The organism is Variovorax sp. 770b2 (genome assembly GCF_900115685.1).
In the GTDB taxonomy this organism is placed as follows: domain Bacteria; phylum Pseudomonadota; class Gammaproteobacteria; order Burkholderiales; family Burkholderiaceae_C; genus Variovorax.
The window spans coordinates 285,605-307,935 of record NZ_FOXJ01000006.1 but is presented as its reverse complement, the minus strand read 5'-3'; the positions used below and the strand labels follow the sequence as shown (position 1 = coordinate 307,935).

Sequence of the window (22,331 nt, the reverse complement as noted above, 5' to 3'; positions counted from 1 at the left end):
GATGAACAGCAGCATCCCTCCGCACGCCTGGGTGCCGGTCGACGAGCAGATCGGCTGGTACGGCAAGCTGCCCGGTGCGGGCGACTTTCTGTACCGCCGCATGCCGCGCGAGCTGCAGGCCTGGTGGGACCGCTGGATGCAGAACGGGCTGGGCAGCTTCAAGCGCTGGCCCGATGCCATGACGCGCCACTACGCAGTGGCACCGGTCTGGAACTTCGCGATCCCCGCGACGCACGGCGTCGATGCAGTGCAGTTCGGCTGCATCGCGCCGAGCTGCGACCGCGTGGGCCGCTACTACCCCGTGTGCGTGACGCTGCAGGTGTCCGCATCGAACTACCGGCCCGCGGTGCTCGAAGGCTCGGCTTCCTGGTACTGGCAATGCGGCACCGCCTTGCTGCAGGCCATTCGCCATGGCGTGGCGCCCGATCTGTTCGACGGCCAGATCCTCGCCGCCGGGCGCGAGGGCTTTCGCACCGCCAGTGGCGGCTCGGACGACATTCTTTCCATCCTCGGGCCTACAGCCGCTGGCGCGAGCGCCCAACAACGCCTGGGCTGGCCGGAGCTTCCACTGTGTTTCGATCCTTTCGGCAGCACCAGCTACTGGTGGACCAACCAGGCCGACGGTTCACCGTTGAGGACCGCGGCCCATGGCGGCGGCCTCAACACACCGCTGTTCTCGAAATTGTTTTCGCAGGGGCACGTGCCATGGGCATGAAAAACCAGCTTCCTGCGGCAGGAGGAGATGCATGACGACGCACGGCAGTGGCAGCGGCGGCGACAGTTCGCCGTCCGATGCACAGGACACCTCGGAGAAACCGCACCCGCTGGGCACGGGCCACCGGCTGGACGAGTTCGAGCTCCTGGAGGTGATCGGCGAAGGCGGCTTCGGCATCGTCTACCGCGCCTACGACCATTCGCTGCAGCGCGAGGTCGCGATCAAGGAGTACATGCCCTCCATGCTCGCGCGCCGCGTGGGCGACAACAGCGTGCACGTGCGCTCCGAGCGGCTCACCGCCACCTTCCAGGCGGGCCTGCGCAGCTTCATCAACGAGGCGCGCACGCTCGCGCAGTTCAGCCATCCGGCGCTGGTGCGGGTGCATCGCTTCTGGGAATCGAACTCCACCGCCTACATGGCGATCCAGCTCTACAAGGGGCGCACGCTGCGCCGCCTGGCCGACGAAGAGCCCTCCAGGATCACCGAGCCGTGGCTCCTGGGCATGCTCGGCCCGCTGCTCGGCGCCCTGGAGACGCTGCACCGCAACCAGTGCTTTCACCGCGACATCGCGCCCGACAACATCTTCATCCAGCACGACGACCTGCCGGTGCTGCTGGATTTCGGCGCGGCGCGCAAGTCGATTGCCGACCTGGTCGACGAAGTGGCGGTGATGGTGAAGTCGGGCTACTCGCCCATCGAGCAGTACGCCGACGACAACACGCTGCTGCAGGGCGCCTGGACCGACATGTATGCGCTGGGCGCCGTGCTGTACCGCGCGGTCACCGGCCACCCGCCGCCCTCGGCCGTGGTGCGCAGCGTGCAGGACGCGTATGTGCCGCTCGCGTCCATGGGGCGCAGCGACCTGAGCCCGGGCTTCTGCGCCGCGGTCGACCACACGCTGGCCGTGCACAGCAAGGACCGCACGCAGACCGTGTCCGCCTTCGCGGCCGAACTGGGGCTCGTGAAGCTGGGCGACATCTACGTGAACGCGATGGCGGCGCCGACGGTGATCATTCCGGCAGCGCCCGTGTCGGCGACGCCGCCGCCTCCGCCGCTCGCGCCGCTGACACCGCCGCCGTTCTCGCCCGTGTCCGCGTCCGTGCCCGCGCCGGCACCGCTCGAGACCACCGCCTTCGTCTCGCCGCCCGCAATGGCGGCCGAGCCGGCGAAGGCCGCCAGGACGCCCACGCCGCCGCCGCCGCGCGCCGCATCGTCGAAGGGCGAAAGCAGCGAGCCCGCCGCGGGCGCGAAGTCGTCGGCCTTGCCGCGCTGGGGCCTGGTCGGCGTGTTGCTGATCGCGCTGGTGGCTGTCGGCTGGTGGATCGGCCTGCGCATGACCTCGGACAAGCCGGACACGACCACCGCCATGGTGCCGGTGCCGCCGCCTGCGGCGCCGATGTCCGACCCCAGCGCGCCGCCGGCCGCGATGCCGCAGCCGGACCCAAGTGCAGCGCCCGGGACGACGCCCGCCATCGCCGAGGGCACGCCGACCGGTGTTGCCACGGTCATTGCCGGTGGCGCCACGCCGCCTGCAGCGCCTGCCAGTGCAGCGACAGGTGGGGCGCCGATGACGCCGCCGCCCGAGAGCGCGCCCGCTGCCGCGCCTCCGCCCGAACCCCCGGTGGCAGTGGCCACGCCCACCGTGCCGCCCGAAGCCGCCCAGGCCACCAGCGAGGTCGAGGACTGGAACCTCGCGCAAGCCGAGAACTCGCGCGAAGGCTACGAGGCGTACCTGCGCCGCTACCGGCGCGGCCCGCATGCACGGGAAGCGCGCAACGCCATCGCCGAGTTGAACCGGCTGTCGCCGACGATGCCCGCGCCGCCGACGTCGGTGCCCTCGACGAACAATGTGCCGACCGTGGTGGCGAGTGGCGCATCGCCGACTGCGGCGTCACCGGGGATGGGGCGCGTGCAATTCAACATCCGGCCGTGGGGCCAGGTGCTCGTCGATGGCGCGGACCGCGGGGTGAGCCCGCCGCTCAAGTCGCTGTCGCTGCGGCCGGGGATCTACAACATCGAGGTGCGCAATGGGGACCTGGAGCCGTACCGGCAACGGGTGACGGTGCAGGACAGCCGGTCGGCGCCTGTGGTGGCGCACGAGTTCAAGTAGGGGCGCCTTGCCTACGGGCAGGTTGTCGGAACCGTAGGTGATCTTGCTTGGATCGGTGCGCACCTCTGATGGTCAATACGAGGTGGTGGCTCCACCGTGGCTCGCTGCCTCGAAATCTTGCGACTAGGCGTGTAGAGCACCAATTGCATCCCCGATTACATTGCCAAAGGCATCCGATGCGAGTGCTGCCGCACTGATCTTTCCACCGCGCACAGCCTGCGCCGCGAGGCTGCCGCCCAGACCCGAGACCAGGCTCTTGCCCAGATCGAACTGAACGCCGAGTTGACCAGGGTGATAGCCCATCGCCGCATTCAAGCCTTGGCCCACACCCGCGCTCACGGCACTGGTGGCGACGCTCTTCCAACTGAACTTGTCCTGCAAGCCCGTAGCAATTGCAACGCCTTGGGATGCGGCGTTGCCGATAGCATTTCGCACGATCGCATTGCCCACCAGCGCAGTCTGACTTGCCGTGCCAAAAGGTTGGAACCACCCAGGCCACCCCCAATTGCGCCCCCGATCGCCCCGAGCGCCACACCCTTCCAACTGAAGGAGTCTTGCGCTCCGATAGTCACGCCCACCACTTGACTTGCGATGGAACCGACAGCCCCGCCAATAGCACCTGAGGCGACCAGTGCGCCAGTACTCGCGGTCGCAGCGGTCGTGCCCATGGCCGCGAGTGCCGCACCCCCGGTATAGACCGCCACGACCACGGGGACGATGGCCACAATGACCTGCCCAAGTCCCCCACACCCCTTGTCCTGCGCCGGCTGAGGCAGGTCCAGCATCGTGGGCGTGATGTCCCCCACAAGCCTGCTCGGGTCATAAGGCGTGAAGGTATTGACATTGCTCGCGTTGGACAACACCACCGGCAGCGTCAGCGCCTGGCCGTTGACCAGGTCCGCGTTGTCGGCCAGGCCATTGGCCTCGGCGATGCGGTACCACAGGCTCGGGTCCCCGTAGGTGCTCTTGGCGATGCTCTGCAGCGTGTCGCCCTCGCGCACCACCCACACCCCCGGGTTGGTGCCCAGGCCGCTCATGCGCTGGCTCGCAAAGTCGAAGGTGGCCTGCGCGTTGTAGCCCAGCAGCGTGAAGTTGGGGAAGCCGAAGGGCATGCGCCCCCCGACCGTCTCGCCGTACTGCCCCAGCGCTTCCCCATTGACGATCAACTGGCGCTGGATGTGGTTGCCCGTGCCGTCGTCGGTCCATAGCATCCGCCCCCCCGCGTCGTAGACGAAGTTGCGGTTGCGCGCAGCCGGGTTGCCCTCGAAGTCGTTGACGATCAGGGTCTTGTTGCCGTTGGCGTCGTAGTGATTGGTCACGCTGCCGATGGTGCTGGCCGCCCCGTTGAGCACCAGGCCCGTCGTGTTGCCGGTGCCCGCCTCGATCTGGATCGCGCCGCGCGCGTTGATGGTGGTGCTGGCCAACTGCTGATAGCCCTGCGGGCCCGCCACGTAGGTGGTGTGCGTGTGGCTGCTGGTGTTGGAGCCCGGGTCCACGTACAGCGAGTTCACCGCGTTGCCCGCCGCGTCGTAGAAGTAGATGGTGGTGTTGCTCCCGGAGAGCGCCGAAGCCGTGCCCTTCAGCTGCGTGGAGGCGATCAGGCGTCCGTTGTCGTCGTAGTCGTCGGACTTGACTCCAGCTTCTTCGGCGGTCTGCACCACGCGGCTGGCTGCGTCGTAGGCGCGCACCTCGTAGGTGCCGTCGCTGCGCGAGGTCCGGGTGAGGCGGTTCAATGCGTCGTAGTCGTAGCTCTCGTTGATGCCGCCGCTGCTGCTGTCGGTGTCGCTCGCGCGATTGCCGTTGGCGTCGTAAGTGAAGGTGTGGCTGCCGGCGGTGAGCTGGCGGTTCATCGCGTCGTAGGTGTAGGCGGTGTCGGAGGCGGCCTGCACGCCGACATCGCGCGCCACGGTGGTGACCCGGGTGCGGTTGCCCGCCTTGTCGTACTCGATGTTGACGTAGGCGCGCGCGTCCGCCACCCAGCGCATGCGCCCGAGCGCGTCGTAGGCGATGAAGTTGTCCTGGTAGACGCTGGCGTTGTTGACGGTGGTCTCGCGCACGTGGCGGCCCGCCAGGTCGTAGACGTAGGTGCTGGTGGTGCCGATTCGCGTGTCGTCGATGCGCACCAGCTGGCCGGCCGCGTCGTACTGCATCGTCTGGCCCTGGCCACCGGAGATCTGGAACAGCTGGCGCGCGTTGTCGTAGCTGTAGCCGTAGCCGGTCTTGCCCAGGTCAGTGCGCGCCTGCAGCTGGCCGAAGTAGTCGTAGCGCCAGGTGGTATTGCTGCCGTTGGCGTCCACCTCCAGGATCTTTTGGTTGCGCGCGTCGTAGGCGGCAATGGTGGCCAGCCGCTCGGGCGTGGCGCTGCCCTCGGCGCGCAGCTGGGTGGTGCCCACCAGGTTGCCGCGCAGGTCGTAGGCGTACTTGACGGTCTCGTTGTTGGCGTTGGTCTGGCTCAGCTTGCGGCCGGCCTGGTCCCAGCGCTGGGTTTCCTGCAGGTTGCGCTCGCCCAGGTTCGTGACCACCACGCCCCCGAGCACGAACCCGGAGGTGTACACGCCCGCCGCAGGGCGCACGGTGCGCACCAGGCGGTCGAGTTTGTCGTAGGTCGAGGTGGTGGTATTGCGCCTTGCATCGACTGTCGCGACCTCGTTGCCGAAGGCGTTGAAGCGGTGATCGATCGTGCCGCCGTCGGCGTGACGCTCCTGCACGAGGTTGCCGCCCGCGTCCCACACCTGGGCATTGACGTTGTCCCTGGCGTCGCGCACGGCCACCTGGCGGCCCAGCGCGTCGAAGTAGACCTGCGTGACCGGTGCGTTGGTGTTGGTGACGTTGCCGCTCGCATCGGCACCTGCATTGCCGTCCGAGTCGGTCTGCACCTGCTGCACCAACTGGTTGTTGGCGTTGTAGCGGTAGGTGGTTTTCCAGGCACTGGAGCGCGGGTCGGTGATGGAGACCACGTTGCCCCAGCGGTCGGTGTTCTGCGTGACCACCGGGCGCACATAGCCGGCACCGCTGCCGTTGAGGGCCTGGCCGATGTGCAGCTGCGGGCCGCCCAGCCAGCGATCCTGGCTGATGGCATAGGGGCTGTCGGGGGTCGTGCCGGTGTAGGTGTACTGGGCCGGCGTGCCCGGTGTGCCGGGAACGCCGGGCGTGGCGGGAATGACCTGCACAGGCGGCGTGGTGTCCTCGAACTGCACGCTGCCGTCCGCGAAGTAGGTCAACTTGCCGGAGGTGTACTGCGTGGCGTCGGCATTGAGAAAGGGGGAGTAGGAGTAGACGAACTCGTAGACCTGGCCGCGCAGCAGGATGCTCGAATCCGTGACGACGAACTCATCGTAGCCGTCTGGGCGCGATGGCGGCCATTGGCGCTGCTGCATGAGCAGGAGCGGAAGGTTGTCGCCGTTGATGCGCATGCCCACGCGGCCGACCAAGCCCAGGGGGGGCGGCGGCAGGCGCACGACCCACACGGTGCGGGTCGTGACGGGATTGCCGTTCTCGTCGTTTTCAACGCTCTCTGTTCGCGACTCCACCACTACGCCATCGATGTGAGGCAGGCTCACGGTCCGCTCGTCCGTGCCCGGTATGTCTGGCGTGCCGGCCACCGCGGCCTTCTTGTAGATTTGCCCGGTTGCATGCGCATAGGGTCCCGCCTCACCCGCATGGCTCCACAGCAGTTCGTACTCGTAGGTGACGTTGCCGGGCAGGTCGGCCAGGCTGATGCTGCTGGTGCCGCCGTTCTGGCCGATGGCTTGCTCGTACCACGCAGCGGTGCCCACCTGGCGCAAGCGAATGATCTGCGTGTCGCCAGCGCCCGGGCTTTGCCAGTCGAAGGTTTGCGCCGCGGCATTGACGCTGCCGTTGGCGCTGAAGCTGCTGAGCACCGGCGGCGTGACCGAGAGTACGCCACTGGCCGTGACCGTCGCCGGCTGGTTCATGAGCGCGGTGAACACGCGGTACTCGTAGCTGCCTTCGCCGAACGCGGAGGCGTCGAAGCGCAGGCTCTCTCCGAAATTGGCCAGCGGCGCATTCACCCAGCCGCTGTCGCCGGCACTGCCGGCAACGCGCCACTGCAGGTTGATCTGCGCACCGGGCGGCGGCCCGGCGGGCGTGCCAGGCGCGTCGATGCGCACGCTGCGCCCGGCGTTGCCCGTGCCGTCCTGGTTGATCACGGTCTGCCAATCGCCCAGAAGATCGCGCTTCTGCACGGTGACGTGGGTCACCCGTACCACCCCGTTGGGCACGGCGTCGCTGGCGTCGGCCCAGGCCATGGTGTAGCCGCTGGCGGCCTGCAAGGCGCTGACCGTGACAGTGCGGCTGGTGACGCCCGTCTCGGCCCCGTTGGCATCGCGCTGGGTGTAGTGCAGCGTGACCTGCACGTCGCCGCCGCCCAGGCCTTCGAGGACGCCGGGCCAACTCAGTGCGACGCTGTTGTTGCCGCTGCCGCCGAGGATGGCTATGCCCAGCTTGCCGGTTTGCGCCGTGACCCCACCCTGGCTGTCGGTCCAGCGTTCGGCCAGGGCCTGCTGCGTGACGCGGCCCAGCAGGTCGTAGCTGGTGTTGGTGCGACGCACGTCGACCAGGTCGCGCACTTCAGCCGCGGTGCCATAGGCGCGCAGGTTGAGGTCGCCGCGGGCCTTGCCCGCGCTGCGGATGTCGGCGCTCTGGTTGCCAAGGAGGTCGTACAGCGCCACTTTGTCCACGCCGTCGCCGGCGTTGGTGCGCCAGAGCTGGCCGGCGTTGTTGTAGTCGAAGTATTCGCCGGCCTGGCCGTTGACGCTCTTGGTCACGAGTTCGCCGAAGGCGTTGTAGGCCATGGCGGTGTCGACGGGGGGGGCGGAAGCGTTCGCGCCTGCGGTGGTGTTGGTCTGGCCATCCGCTTGTGCCGGCGCGCCTTGCCACAGCAGCACCCAATTGCCTGGGCTTTGTTCCTGGAGGATCCGGATGGCCGAGACGCCGGCCATGGGCTCCTCGGGCGATAGCGTCACGCCCTGCGCCGCGGTGGCGGCCGACGGGAAGTCCTGCGAGAAGGTGCCTGCGCGGCCGGGGGTGATGGTTTCGGGCGTGTTTTCGTCTCCCGGCGATGTGGTGGCGTGCGTGACGTAGTCGAACTGGACCCGCACAGCACCGCCCTGCGCATTCACGACGTTGGCCAGTTGCAGCGCGAGCTTGCCGTTGTCGACCGGTTGCCCCGGGAATCCGCCACCCAGAACGCTGCCGGGGGGCGGCGCGGGGGTGACGGTGGCCTTGGGGTTGGTCGTGTAGATGCCGCTGGCCCCGCCCTGGGTGGCGTCCGCGTTGTCGGTGGCGGTGCCTGGGTCGTACACATGGGTCTGCTGGCCCAGCGCGTCGTAGGCATAGGCGCGGAACAGGGTGTGCGTAGCACCGTCGTTGCCGCTGACGCCTTGCCAGTCCTTGGCCACGAGGCCCTGGCTGTTGTAGGAGCTGTAGTGGTTGACGCCCATGGCGTCGGTGGTCTGCACCTTGTGACCCAGTGCGTCGTATTGGCTGAAGCTGGCGCGGTCGGTGTTGGCGTAGAGATCGGCGTCGCGCACCGGATCGGGGGCGACGTTGAGGGTGCCGGGCACATAGAGATGGTTCTGCGCGCCCACCAAGCCGAGCAGCGGGTCGGTGATCGCCAACTGCATGTGGTGCAGGGGCGTATCCAGCGTCGCGGTCGGCGCGGCGCTGACATAGCCCATGAGCTTCTTCTCGCCCCAACCCGTGGCTTCCAGCGCCGCAATGGTCCCCGGATCGGAGACCAGCTGGGTATAGGCCCATGGCGGGTTGAACTGATGAAGCCGGTAGAGCGGGATCGTGCCAGCCGGCTGGGGACTCTCTGGATCGGCCACGTAGCCGACGATGCCCCCGTCTTTCCAGGCGCCCGAGGCGTTGTCGAAAGCCCGCTCGCTCTCGTCGGTCGTGTAGGCGTTGACCCAGCTGTAGAACGTGCCCTGCAGGCGGTACAAGGGCTTGCTGCCGGGGAAGGCGGCGCTGGACATGTAGCCGATGTCGTTGATGTCGACATAGCCCTCGCCACGCAGCTTCACAAGCTCGGGATTCGCGATGGCCACATGGTCCGGCATGGCATGGGGACTGAGCGCATTGCCGTTCGCATCGGCGCCGTTGATGAACTCGGTCTTGAGCACCACGTTGCCGTGCGCATCGCGCCGGAAGACGGTCAACGGCGTGATCGGCGTGCTGCCGTCGGCGCCCGCGTGCGTGGGCTCGGCCACGGCCGTCACGCGCCCGAGGGCGTCGTAGTAGCTGACGGTGCGCCCACCCAGGGCATCGGTGGTCACCGTGAGGTTGCCCACGGCGTCGTATTCATAGACGGTCGTGAGATTGCCGCGCGTCGCGCTGGCTTCTGAAGCGGCGCTGTATTCCACGTTGACCCGCGTCTCGCTCGTCTTGCGATTGTTGCGGTCGTACATGGTGGTGGTGGTTCGGTCGTCCCTTGCGTTCGCTGCGGGCCGGGGCGCCGTTCCGCTTGCGCCGGCGTTGGTTGCCCCCGTCCAGCCAGCCATCGCCTCGAGGCCCGCCCAGTTGTCCAGCTTGTTCGCGTACTCGGTGCGGGAGGCCACGTTGCCGCCCGCATCGAAGGCCTGCGTGGTGACATGGCCTTCCGCGTCGACGCTGTCGGTCTGCTGACCGCGCCGGTCGTAGAAGGTGGTGGTCAGGGCCCAGGTGCCGGCAGCAGCGTTCTTGAGCTTGGCCACCTGCACGAGTTGACCGAAGCTGTCGTAGGTGTTGCGCGTGGTCTTGCTGGCGTTGAAGTTCTGGGTCGCGAGCGTGGCGTCGTAGCCGGCGGTCTGCGTCTCGGCCACCTGGATGGCGCGTCCGAGGCGGTCGTAGTCGGTGCGCAACGCGCGGTCCGCGCCGGAGAGCAGGGCGCCCATCGTGGCAACCACCTGGTCTCGGGTGGGGGCCTGAGTGGGATTGGCTGCCGCGCCGGCGGCCAGGGTTGTACCGGCCGCAAAGCGGGTCAGCGTTTTCACATCGCCGAAGGTGTTGCGTTCGTAGCCGGTGACGTAGCCCAGCGCATCGATCTCATGGGCCATGCGACCCAGGTTGTCGTAGGTCTTGTAGCTGTAGTTTCCGCCGATGTCGCGATTGGCGACGGCATTGCCCAGGGCGTCGTAGGTTGTCTCGGTGAAGAGGTTCTGCACCGATTCCACCCGTATAGCAGACCCGTTGGCGCCGTTGGCTGCGAGCGTGGCGGCCGACTCGCCGTTGTATACGCCCACGGCCGGATAGATAACCTTGACCTGACGACCAACCCGGTCGTACTCGTAGGTGGTGGTGCGCTCTTCAGGTCGCCACGCACCTTCGGTGCGGCTGCGCAGATTGCCGAAGCTGTCGTACCTCAGCACCGTGATGACATTGCCAGTACCACTCGAGCCCGCATCGACCTGCAGGCGGCCATTGCCATCCGGTGTGACTGCGGTGAGCTCGACCTGCGGAGAGGTCTCCTGCACCAGCCGGCCGTAGACGTCGTACGCGTAAGTCCACACGGCCTGCTTGGCGTTGGTGTAGCTGGTCTTGTTGCCGAGGGCGTCGTAGGTCCACGACTCGGGAAAGCCCATGGCGTCGACGGTGGAGAGCACGCGTCCGACGGCGTCGTATTGAAAGCTCTTGGGGCGATCGTCGGGCGAGATGACGACGGCGTCGGCGATGGCGGTGGCCGTGTTGGCGGTGTCCGTCGGGATGGACAGCGCGTATTGGGTGGTGCCGCGCACCATTCCCAGACCGTCGTAGTCGGTCTTGCTGACGAAGCCCATGGGATCGACGCCGTAGATCTTTTGCCCGGCGCCATTGAAGACCTGGTGCGAGACACGGTCGTTGACGGTATCGGCAGTCGCGCGCGCGCGCACGTCGGCCGCGCTGGCCGTGGTGCTCAAGCCTGCGACATTGATCGCCCGCGCATATCGGCGGGTTTGCACTTCCTGGCCGAGGCCGTCGTAGACGGATTCGGTCGTGCCACCCTGGGCATCGACGGCGAAGACCTGGCGATTGGCCTGGTCGTAGGCGAAGCGCTGGATGCGATCGGCGCTCGCATTGGTGCCCGTGCTCGCCTGCAAGCCGGCATCGGTGTAGATGCTCGCTGTCGTGGGAGGGGCTGTTCGAATGTCGTAGCCGATCTGCTGCGTGACATTGCCGAAGGCGTCATAGACAGTTCGACCGACACTGCCCAGTGCATCGACCGTGAAGGTGCGGCGGCCCGCACCATCATGGGCGAATGCGGTGATGCGGTCGACCGCGGCATCGGGACGCAGCAACGACTGGAGCGCACTGTCGGTCAGTTGCGGGATCGCATAGCCGTTCGCAGCCCCCCCGAATCCGAGGACATCGACGGTCTGGGCGTACTGGATCGTGCGCACGGCGCGACCGGTGCCGTCGTAGTCGTTGCGCGTGACGGCGCCGGTGCCGTCCACGCTCCAGCTCAATCGACCCGCGGCGTCGTAGACCATGTACTTCGCCTGGTCGATGCCCGGTGCAACGCTCAGGTTGCCGAAGACAGAGTCGATGTCGTTGCCCACGTAGCTGAACAGTGGCCACGCGTGCGCGGTCTGGCGCACGAGCCGGCCCACGCCGTCGTAGTCGTAGGAGGTGACCTCGCGCATCCAGCCCATGCCGGACGCCATCTCGGAGGTGTCTGTCCAGCGCAACTGGTAGCGCAGGCGGTTGCCCGCGTCGTACAGGTAGTCGACGACACGGTCGGCATCGCTGTCGGGCACGCCGGCCGGATCCGCTCCCTCGGCAACGGGCGTGGCGTACTGGCTGCGGCGCGTGACATTGCCGTTGGCGTCGTACTCGGTCTTGCTGACCGCGCCGATGCCGTCCACGCTCCAGACCAGCCGGTTGGCCGCGTCGTAGACATTTCGCACGCGCTGGTCGTGTGCGTCGTCGGCCGCAGGGACGGGTGCCGTGCGGCCGTCCCAGGCGGCGAGTGCCGTGGCCGTCAGCGGGGTGGCGTAGCTGCGCTTCGCGATGACATTGCCATCGGCGTCGTAGGTGTAGTGGACAACATCGCCCAGCGCGTCGACGCTCCAGGTCGCGCGGTTGGCGGTGTCGTAGACGGTGCGGATGCGCTGGTCGCGGGTCGCGTCAGGCACGACAGTGGGCGCGGACTGGCCGTCCCAGGCGCCGAGCGACGCACCGGTCAGTGCGTTGGCATAGGCCAGGGTCTCGGTGACGTTGCCGTTGGCGTCGTAGATGTTGTGCCGCACGTTGCCCGCGCCATCGACCTTCCACAGGGCGCGGTTGAGCGCGTCGTACACCGTGCGCACGCGCTCGTCGCGCGTCGCATCCGCCGACACGGGCGGATCGCCCGCGATGTTCCAGCCCGCGAGGTTGATCCGATTGGCATAGGCGCGCGCCTCGATGACGTTGTTGGCCTTGTCGTACTTGTATTCGACAACGGAGCCCGTGCCGTCCACCAGGAAGTGCAGGCGGCCATCGCCGTCGTAGCGGCGGCTCTCGGTGACGTCCGACCCGGCGCTGACCACCACCTTCGCCTGAATCTGGGCGACAGTCGGCGCATTGCCCAGGCCCGTGGTGTCGATCGGCACTGCGTACGAAGTGCGACGTGTGACTCGCCCTTCCCCGTCGTACTCTTGCCTGGAGAGGTTGCCCAGGGCATCGAGCGTGAAGACCAACCGGTTGTTGGCGTCGTAGGCATAGCGCGTGGCGTCGCGGTTGGCATCGATGGAACGCGTGACGTTGTCTGCCGCGTCGTACTCGTAGTCGCGCGTGAGATTCAGGCCCGCGGGGTCGACCTGCTCCTTGACGCGCCGGCCGGCGCCGTCGTAGGTGTACTGCGTGACATTGCCGTTCGGGTCGGTGACTGTGAGCACCTGGCCCGAGGTGTCGTGGGTGTAGCTGGTTGTGAGGCGCAGACCTGTGGGATCGACCACCTGCCGCACGGTCTGGCCCGTGAGATCGAACTCGGTGGCAGTGGCCGTGCCCTTGGGGTCGGTGACGCTGACAGTCTGGCCCTTGGCGTCGTAGCCATAGATCGTGACGAGGTTCAGGCCCGCGGGGTCGAGCGTGCGGGTCAGCAGGCGATTGGCTGCGTCGTAGGTGTAGCTGGTGACCACACCATTGGCGTCGGTGCTGTCGAACTTGAGGCCGGTCTTGTCGTAGGTGGCGCTGGTGCTGACGGTCGTGCTGCCGTCCAGGGCGGCAGACGTCTGCAGCAGATTGCCGCTCTTGTCGTAGGTGTAGTTGGTGACGTTGCCGCGGCCGTCGGTCACGCTCTGGGTCTGGCCCTGGCGGTTGCGCACCGTCGTGACCGAAACGCCCTCGGAGGTGGAGACCGTGGTGCGGCGATTGGCGAGGTCGTAGCCAAAGCTGGTCCAGTAGCCGACGGCATCGCGCTGGTACATCACGCGATCGAACGCGTCGTACTGGGTCAGGCGCTGGCCGTTGAGCGCATCGGTCGTGGTGACTACCCGACCGAGACGGTCGAAGGAAAACTGGCTGCGATTGCCGTTGCCATCGAAGACATCGGTGGCACGGCCGAAGGCATCGTAGATCTTGCGTTCGGTGATGCCGAGCGTGCCGGTGTCCTGGGCTGTCTGCGTCTTCAGGCCGCGGCGGTCGTAGGTGGCGGTGTCGGTGACGACATAGCCGCTCTTCAATGCGTAGCTGCTGGCGATGGCCTCGCGGAAGGCGTTGTAGGAATAGCTGGTGGTGCTGTTCAACGCATCGGTGGTGCTGGCCTGGGTGCCGGTGGCGTTGTAGGTGTGCAGGACGTGGGTGTCCTTGGCCGCATTGGCCACGAGCGCGATCCGGTCCGCCACGGCACCGGTGTCCAGCCCGCCGGGCGAAGTGGCGCCCAGGGTGGCGACATCGATCGGGGCTCCGTAGATGACCTGCTCGGTCAATTGGCCCATCGCGCTGTAGCGGCTCTCGGTGACTTCGCCCATCGCGTTGACGGTGTAGCGCAGTCGGCCGATGGCGTCGTAGAAGAACAGCGTGCGGTGGCCGTTGGCGTCGGTGGTGCTGGCGCGCCGGCCTGCGGCGTCGTAGGTGTGGGTCAGGCCGTTGGCCGCCCACAGGGAGAGCGGATCGGCCAGGGCCACGGCGTCGCTGCCGCGGCCGTCGAGCTCGCCGATGAGGCGACCCTGGATGTCGTAGCGCGCACGGCTGATGCGTTCGTCCGCGGTACCCGCGGCCGTGGTGGTCTGCACGAGTTGGCCGACGCTGTTGTAGGCGAACCGGGTGACCGTGCCTTCCACGTTCGTGCGGCTCAGGAGCTGGTTGGCCGCGCTCCAGGTCTGGGTGATGACCTGATCCTGAGCGGCGTCGGGTGCGGGACGGATGCTGTCCACAGTGGAGGAGGCATTGACGGCGCCCGCCGGATTGGCGCGGCGAATGATCTGCGTGACATTGCCGCGGGTGTCGTAGATGGTTTCGGTGAGGTAGCCCTCGCCATCGACCTGCCCGACCAATCGTCCTTGGGCGTCGTACAAGTTGTAGGTGTGGATGTCCGCATCACCCCGTTCCTGCGGACGGACACCGGTCAAGTTATAGCTGCCGCGTGCGATGGCGATGGCCGCAGTGCGATCGGCCGCACTGGTGAAGTCGGTCGCGCGGTTCGCGTAGGCGATGGTTTCGATCTGCTCACCCGCAGCGTTGTACTTGTACTCGGTGAGGTAGCCCTCGGCGTCCAGCAACCCCTGAAGCTGGCCATTGCGGTTGTACAGCCGAGTGACGGTGCGGTCCTGCTGAACGTCCAGAGATGCATAGATGGCGGTAACGGGTGTCCCCTGAACCATCTGGGTGAAGCTGACTTCGCCTTCCGTGTTGTAGGCATCGCCAGCATAGGCTGCCGTGAAAGTGCGGGTGCCCGGGGGCAGCGGCACACCGGAGAGCGTGGCTACCCAGTTGACAACCTCGGCCGTGCCCAAGAGGCGAAGTCCCTCATAGAAGCTCACCAAGCCATCGGGCTCCACTCCATTGATACGAACCGACAGCGAGCCATCCTTGGAAATCGAAGGTGGTGTCAAGTTGGTCAGTGTGGTTGGAAAGAGCGCGACAGTGACATAGCCGTATACCGTCGCCGTCGTGTTGTTCACATCCCCTGAATACACGGCACTCAGCTGATTGGTGCCGACGGGCAGGTTGCTCACCGTCAGGCTGGCCGAGCCATTGGCGAGCGGGGTCGTGCCAAGGACATCTGTGCCGTTGTAGAAGGTGACGTTTCCTCCTTCAGGACCAGCCGGACCAGCGAAGGTCGCTGTCAACACCTCGGGAGTGCTATAGGTGATCTGGCCTTTGGAAACGCCGAGGCTGCCATATATCGGTGGCGGCGATGGGGGCGGCGGGGTGATGGAAGTCACCACGTCCACATTCAGATAAGTCGTCGCGCTGCTGTTGCCGGCGTCACCCGAATACACAGCGCTCAGTGCATGCGTACCTTCGGCCCCCCCGTCGAATGTCAAGCTCGCGCGTCCATTGACAAGGGTGGCGGATCCGATGACATCGGTGCCATCGAAGAAGGTGACAGTTCCGCCGTCCGGACCACCGGAGCCAGCGAAGGTTGTGTTCAGCGTTGCGGATGACCCAAGGAGAACAGGCGATGCAGAAATACTCAGCGAACCGTAGGAATCGAAAGGATCGGACTGAACAGTGACTACCACGTTGCCGGGACTCCACCAAGGCTCGCTCGTCGTGCTCGGGTTGTTGTTGCCGTCTCCGGAGTAGCTGGCGGAGATGTCGGCGGTGCCCAGCGGCAGGCTGCTGGTGATGAACGTGGCGACACCATCGACCACACCGGCCGTGCCGATAGCCGTGCCGCTGCTGTAGAACGTGACGGTGCCCGTGACGTTAAACGAATTGGCAATGGTGGCCGTGAGCGTGAGCGGTGCTCCGGCGGTGATGCTGGTGCGCGAAGCGCTCAACTGCGTAGTGGTCTCGGCAGGAACCGTCGTGAGCACCACCTTTGAACTCACGGCACTCTTGTTATACAAATCGCCGGAGTACACCACCTGGAGGGTGTGAGTGCCCAGCTGAATCTTGTTGTTCACAAGAGCACCGGAAGGCCCCGCTTGCAGCAGCACGCCATCGCTGAAGAAGCTGTACGTCCCGGTCCGCGGATGTGCGTTGGCGGAAGACCAAGACGAAGAAATCATGACTGAGAGCTCCGCGCCTAAAGGGAATTGCGCGCTCTCGGAATAGCTGGGAAGAATCTCATAGTCGACGGGTCTCCACGGGCGTCCAGTGTCGACGCCGAGCCGCAGGTAGACGTCCTCGGTGCCCATTGTGTCCAACGGGGCGACTGGACCGGCTGCTTCCGCAACGGTTAGATTGACATCCTGGGAGGCAAGACTGCCAAGGTTGTTGGCATCCCCTGCATACCCCGCAGTGATGACATTCAAGCCCAAGGGGAGGTTGTTGATGATCAGGCTTGCTTGGCCGTTGACCAACGCGGCTGTACCCAGCACCGTCATACCGCTGACAAAGGTCACAACCCCGCCGGGGGCTGTGCCTGTCACCTGCGCCGTCAGCGTGATCGGTGCATCTTGAGTTGCGCTCGTTGGGGAAGCACTCAGGACGACGGTACTTGCAGATGCAGTCGCAGTCAAAGTCACAGTCTGGGAAATACTCCCCGAGACGCTGGTCGCATTGTTGTTGTCGCCGCTGTACCTGGCTGTGAAGTTATGAGTTCCGGGCGACAAGCCGTTGAGCGTGGCGCTGGATTGGCCATTGACCACGTTCGCGGTCGCTACAAGGGTGGTCCCCTCGTAAAAACTCACCGTACCGCCGGCATCCGGTGCCACTGCAGTCCCCCACATGACCGAGGTACTCAGTGTCACAGCCGTTCCATATGCCGTGGCTTGATCGCCAGCAGAGGCCAGCGTAAGAGAGGTAGGCGCCACTTGGAGCGAAGCATTGACGGCCTCGACCACAACTGGCGAAGCGCTGGCCGTGTTGTTGCCGTCACCGGAGTAGCTCGCGGTCATGTCGGCTGTGCCTAACGGCAGGCTGCTGATGGTGAACTTGGCAACACCATCGACCACCCTGGCCGTTCCTATGGCCGTGCCGTTGCGATAGAACGTGACAGTGCCTGTGGCGCCGAAGGCGCTGGCGGCGGTACCGGCAACGGTGGCCGTGAGCGTGAGCGGAGCTCCGGCGGTGATGTTTGTGCGCGAAACGCTCAACTGTGTGCTGGTCGCTGCGGGAACCACCGTCACTACCACCTGCGAACTCGCAGCGCTCTTGTTGTAGGAGTCACCGGAGTACACCACCCTGATGGTGTAAGTGCCCAACGGAAGCTGGTTTGTCGCGAAGTCGAGTGAAGTGCTCGATTGCAGCAACTCGCCGTCACGAAAGAAGCTGTACGTACCTGTCAGCGGATGCGTGCTGGGCGGCGACCATATGAAAGACACGCTTGCGGAGAACACCCCCCCAAGCGGAATCTGCACGCTCTCAGAGTAATTTGGAATATTGGCATATTCAACCGGCACCCACGGCCCCCCGCTGTTGTATCCAAGCCGCACGTAGACGTCGTCGGAGCCCCTTGTATTCAGCAGCGTGATCGGACCAACTGCCTCGGTGATGGAGAGGCTGACGCCTTGCGATGCAAAGCTGCCGAGGTTGTTGGCATCTCCTCCATATCCTGCAGTGACGACATTGACACCCACTGGCAGGTTGTTGATGACCAGGCTTGCCTGGCCATTGACCACTGCGCCCGTACCCAACACAGTCATGCCGCTGACAAACGTGACGACGCCGCCAGGGACTGCTCCGGTAACCTGCGCTGTCAGCGTGATCGGTGCATCTTGCGTCGCACTCACGGCCGAGGCACTCAAGGTTACCGACGAGGGAGACGCGGCGATAGTTTCTGCGAAACTCCCAGACACGCTGGTGGCATTGTTGCTGTCACCGCTGTATCTTGCGGTGTAGTTGTGCACGCCAGGTGCCAGGCTATTGAGAACAGCGTTGGCTTGGCCGTTCACCACCTGAGCCGTTGCCACGAAGGTCGTCCCGTCATAAAAATCCATCGCGCCACCCGCCATCGATGCGACCGAACCGTCCCAGCCGTGAACTGACGCGTTCAGCGTCAAAGACGCACCGTACGCCGACTGGATCGAGGAGGAGGTCAGCGCTGTCGCAGTAGGTGCCACTTGCGTGGATGCAATGACCTGTTGCAATAGATTTGCCGAGGCGGCGCTTCCGTGGCTGGCATCGCCCGAATAGACCGCACTGATGTTGCTGGTGCCTAACGGAAAGTTGTTCACCGTCAACTTGGCCAGACCGTGGGTCACGGTGGCGGTGCCGATGGCTGCTCCGTTGCTATAGAAGGTGACTAATCCACCTATGGCGAGGTCGCTGAAAGTACCGGCAGATTGGTACCCAATCGTGGCCGTGAGCGTTAACGGTATGCCGGCGGTGATCCGCGACACAGACGAAGACACCTGCACCACACTGCTCGGGTGGACCGGAGGGTCCACGACCAACTGAGGGGTCGCCATGGCCGTGGTCCGCCCGGGGTCGCCCGCATACACGACGGTGAGGTTATGGGTACCCGCTGACATCGCAGGCAGGTTGACCCCATACATTCTCAAAGACACAAAGCTCGCGACCAACGTCTGGCCATCGAACACGCTGTAAGCCCCCGGATAGTAAAGATCGTCGAAGTCTTGGGCTGGATAAACTACGACCGTTGGGGGCACCCCTTCCGTGGTGCTGCCCCGGGGGCCGAAGGCCACAGCGTTGAGAGCCACCGCAGGCGCGCTCACCGCGCTCGATCCGGCCGCCACACTCAGGATGGGCCCCTGAGAAATCACGCTGCCGGCGTTGCTCGCATCGCCCGAATAGGCCGCACCGAGCTTAATTTCGGACCCCACCGGCAAATAGGTGGTCACAAAGTTGGCTCGGCCGTCGACCACCGAGGCCGTTCCGAGGAACTGCATGCCCGCGAAAAATGTTACCAAGCCACCTGGTGCTGCGCCCGCCACCCGCGCCGTCAAGGTAACAGCCTGGTCTTGCGTTACGTTGATGCTCGATGCACTCAAGGTCACGCTCGTGAGTGAAGGCGAGATGGTGCCGGGTGTCCCTGAGGTACCGCTTGGGGCGTTGGTGACATCGCCCTCGTAGATGGCCTGGAACGCCGCACCTGTTGTCGCGCCTGCGTATTGCAAGGTCGCCACGCCGTTGACCAAGGTGGCCGTGCCGATGGCGGTGCCGCCGTTATAGAAGGTCACCGTTCCGCTTGGCGCGCCTGAACCCAATGCCGATCCCACGCTCGCCGAGAGCACAAGAGCACCACTGCCGCCCGCGACCTGGGTCAGCTTCGTGACGGTCGGCACCGGATTGACGACGTAGTTCTGCTGATGGGAGATTGCCGCGTGCGTTGAATCCCCCGCGTACTCCGCGCGGATGTCTAACATTCCGACGGAAGGAGCGCTCGTGGCAAGCACCGCCATCCCATTGATGATCGAGGCTGTCCCCATGAGCGTGCTGCCGCTGTAGAACTTGACCTCCCCCGTGGCCGCTGGGAGTCCCGGTGGTTGCGCAGTGGTCAGCGCCACCGATACCGTGACCACATCGCCATAGGTAGCCGGAGAGTCCGGCGAAAAACTCAGCACCGCGTTCGTCACTGCCGCAGTGACGGTTTTCTGGGCCGCCGCTGACACACTGGCTGATCTCTGAGTATCACCCGAATAGGCTGCACGGATGTCGTCGACCCCTACGGGCAGTGCGCTTGTGACGAGCGTAGCCACGCCATCCGCTACTATCGCGCTTCCCAGGACAGTCTCACCGCTGAAGAATGTCACCATCCCACCCGGGTTGTTGCCATCGATGTTCGCTGTGAGAGTGACAGCCGTACCAAACGTCACGGTGCCAGCATCGATGGTGAGAGAAATGCCTCCCACGGTCGCCGGATTCACCAGCAACTCGATGTTCGCCCCATTTCCCAACTGCGTCACATCGATCGAGTTGGCCAACTGCGTCACGCTCAGAATGCGCGATGCCCCGTCATAGGTCGTCTGCGTCACGTATCCCAGTGCATCCACCTGCCACGCGAGCCGATTGGCCGTGTCGTAGAAGCGCCAGACCTTCTGGTCCTGCGGCATGTTTACTGGCCGCAGCGCATCCAGACTGGTCGTCGTGTTGCTTGCCGTCCATGCCGTGGTTGGCTTACCCGCTCCGTCTACGAGCGCAGCCGTGCCGACCGGCGTCGCGTACGCAATGGTCTCGCGCAACTGCCCATTGGCGTTGTACACATACTCGATCACCGCCCCGGTCGCATCGATGTCCGCGATCTTGCGATCCGCCTCGTCATACAGCATCCACTTGCGCACGCCCGTCGGGTCCTGCGTCATCAGCAGGTTGCCGTCCTTGTCGTAGACATACGAGGTCGTGCCCAGCACGCCGGTGCCGGCACTCTGCTGCGTCACGCTGATGAGCCGCCCGGCCTTGTCGTAGGCCGAGACGGTGACCAGCCCGTTGGCGATGGTCACGCTGGTCTTGCCGTTGGCGTCGTCGTAGCTGGTGATCGTTGTATTGGGCGTGGCACCACCGTCCAGCGACGGTGCGCTGACGCTGAGCAAACGGCCCAGGCCGTCGTAGGTGTAGGTCGTGACGGCCGTCGCGCCACCAGCTGTCGTTGCCGGTTCGATCCTCTGCAGCAGCAGCCCGCGCGGATCGTAGATGTACTGGGTGGTGGCCGCGGTGCCGGCCACGCCGCTGCCGTTGGCCGCCGTCGCGGCGTAGGTCGTGCTGCTGCTCAACTGGCCGCGCGCGTCGTAGACCAATTCGGTGAGCTCGGTGCGTGTGCGATCCTGCGCAGCGACCCAACTGCTCAACTGCGCCTCGGTGGGCACATCCCCAAGGGACAAGGCTGTCGTGTCATACGCAGCGCCTGCATATTTGATGGCACTGGTGCGCTGGCCGTAGGCGTCGTAGCGGTACTCGGTGACATTGCCCTGCGGCGTGATCGCAAAGCGCAGGCGGTTGGCATTGCCGGCCGCATAGACGTAGCGCGTGGTCTCGGGCAGCGCGGCGTCCTTGTTGAACGCGGCACGATCGACCACGGCCGCGTCGGCGTAGATCGTATCGGTCAGCAACTGGTTGGCGCTGTTGTAGGTGCGCACGCGGGTGTCGCCGGCCGAGTCGACCTCCCGGGTCAGGTTGCCGTGGTCGTCGTACTGCAGCGTGACCTTGTGGCCCTCGCCATCGGTGACGAGGGTGACGTTGCCCGCGGCATCGTAGGCGTAGCTGATCTGGCTCAGGCCGCTGACGTTGGCGGCGGTGACGCCATTGCGCACCTGGGTCAGTTGGCCCTGGGCGTCGTACAGGTAGACCGACTGGGCACCCAGCGGGTCGGTGACCGTGGTGGTGTTCTGGGCGGTGTCGTAGCTGAAGCGGGTGACCGCGCCCAGGGCGTCGGTGACGGTGGCCACCTTGTAGGCGCCACCGCTCTGGACATAGGTGAAGCTGAGTTGCGTGCCATCGCTCTGCGTGACGCTGGCCACACGCTTGCTCGTGCCCTCGTAGGTGTACGTGGTGACGTAGACGTCGCTGCCCGCGGCCGTGTTGTCGCCGGGCGAGAGGTCGACGGTGACCTTGAACAGGCGGTTGCCGGTGTCGTAGGCGTAGCGCACGGTGGTGGTCGTGACGCCGCCCGAAACGGTGCGGATCTGGGTGAGGTTCGTGCCGCTGTAGTCGTAGTAGCTGACATCGCCATTGGCATCGGTGACCGACTGCACGGTGCCGTTGGCGTTGTAGGCGTAGCTGACGGTGTTGCCGTCGGTGTCGGTCACGGAGACCAGGCGGCCGGCGCCACTGGATTGGTAGCGCTCGATGCGGCCGGTGTCGCCATCGGTCCAGACGAACTGCGAGGCGTTGCCGTCGTAGGCGATGGTGTCGAAGGCGCCGGAGCCCGAAGGGCTGGTGTAGCGGTTTTGGGCGGCGTCCCAGGTGTAGGCGGCTTGGGCGCCGTCGCGGTCGGTGCGCGTGAGGGTGCTGCCGGCAGTGCCGACGGCACCGGAGGTCAGGACGATCTTCTGGCCGAAGGCACCGACGCTCCAGTTGTCGCCGTTGTCGTCGGTGAACAGGCCCTGGCTGTTGTAGGTGCGCACGGCGTTGATGTCCAGCCCGCGGCCCAGGAGCACGTCGTCGCGGTCCTGCAGAACGAGGTTGCCGTTGGCGATGTTGACGAAGGACTGTTCGCCACTTCGCCCCTGTCCCGCCGTCCCCACCAAACCGCGCTGGCCCAGAGTGGCCAAGGAACCCAGGCTCAGGCCCAGACTATTACCGCTGACGATTGCAACCATGACTTCATTCCTGAATGTTGTTCACGGACCTGCAATCTCACCTGGCACGGGGTACTGCAGTCCTCTGTGCAATACATCCACGGGAAATTCAGAACGTTTAGGGGTTGGCAGCGAAAAATCGCTTCAATGCCCGTAATCTACGAAATAAGTCACGAAGATTCCCTGAATGAAGCTCTGAACTCGGCCGACTCAACGCAAAGGCTGAGGAGACATACCGACA

4 protein-coding genes are annotated in these 22,331 nt (G+C 65.6%); 2 read left to right on the top strand and 2 right to left on the bottom strand.

What is annotated here, in order from left to right; all coding sequences use genetic code 11:
- The first annotated feature begins 1 nt into the window (after position 1).
- Both tagF and BM133_RS27435 read left to right on the top strand, forming a co-directional pair.
- Positions 2-715 (top strand): type VI secretion system-associated protein TagF, encoded by a 714-nt coding sequence (gene tagF, locus BM133_RS27440; protein WP_093441037.1) that lies wholly within the window; start codon positions 2-4, stop codon positions 713-715.
- A gap of 31 nt (positions 716-746) precedes the next feature.
- Positions 747-2,825 carry a serine/threonine-protein kinase gene (locus BM133_RS27435; protein WP_093441035.1) on the top strand — a complete coding sequence of 693 codons (2,079 nt, stop codon included), beginning with the start codon at positions 747-749 and terminating at the stop codon, positions 2,823-2,825.
- Between the two features lie 123 nt (positions 2,826-2,948).
- Here BM133_RS27435 and BM133_RS34890 read toward each other — a convergent pair whose 3' ends face one another.
- Together BM133_RS34890 and BM133_RS27430 are read right to left on the bottom strand one after the other, a co-directional pair.
- Positions 2,949-3,206, bottom strand: a complete 258-nt coding sequence (locus BM133_RS34890) for a hypothetical protein (RefSeq protein ID WP_143100226.1) — start codon at positions 3,204-3,206, stop codon at positions 2,949-2,951.
- Positions 3,161-22,111 (bottom strand): Ig-like domain repeat protein, encoded by an 18,951-nt coding sequence (locus BM133_RS27430; RefSeq protein ID WP_093441032.1) that lies wholly within the window; start codon positions 22,109-22,111, stop codon positions 3,161-3,163. The genes BM133_RS34890 and BM133_RS27430 overlap by 46 nt, the downstream gene beginning before the upstream one ends.
- Positions 22,112-22,331: the final 220 nt, after the last annotated feature.

What these genes read in the sequence shown, in the direction of transcription:
- tagF (WP_093441037.1), top strand. Translation starts at nt 2, where the DNA reads ATGAACAGCAGCATCCCTCCGCACGCCTGGGTGCCGGTCGACGAGCAG.
- BM133_RS27435 (WP_093441035.1), top strand. Translation starts at nt 747, where the DNA reads ATGACGACGCACGGCAGTGGCAGCGGCGGCGACAGTTCGCCGTCCGAT.
- BM133_RS27430 (WP_093441032.1), bottom strand. Translation starts at nt 22,111, where the DNA reads ATGGTTGCAATCGTCAGCGGTAATAGTCTGGGCCTGAGCCTGGGTTCC.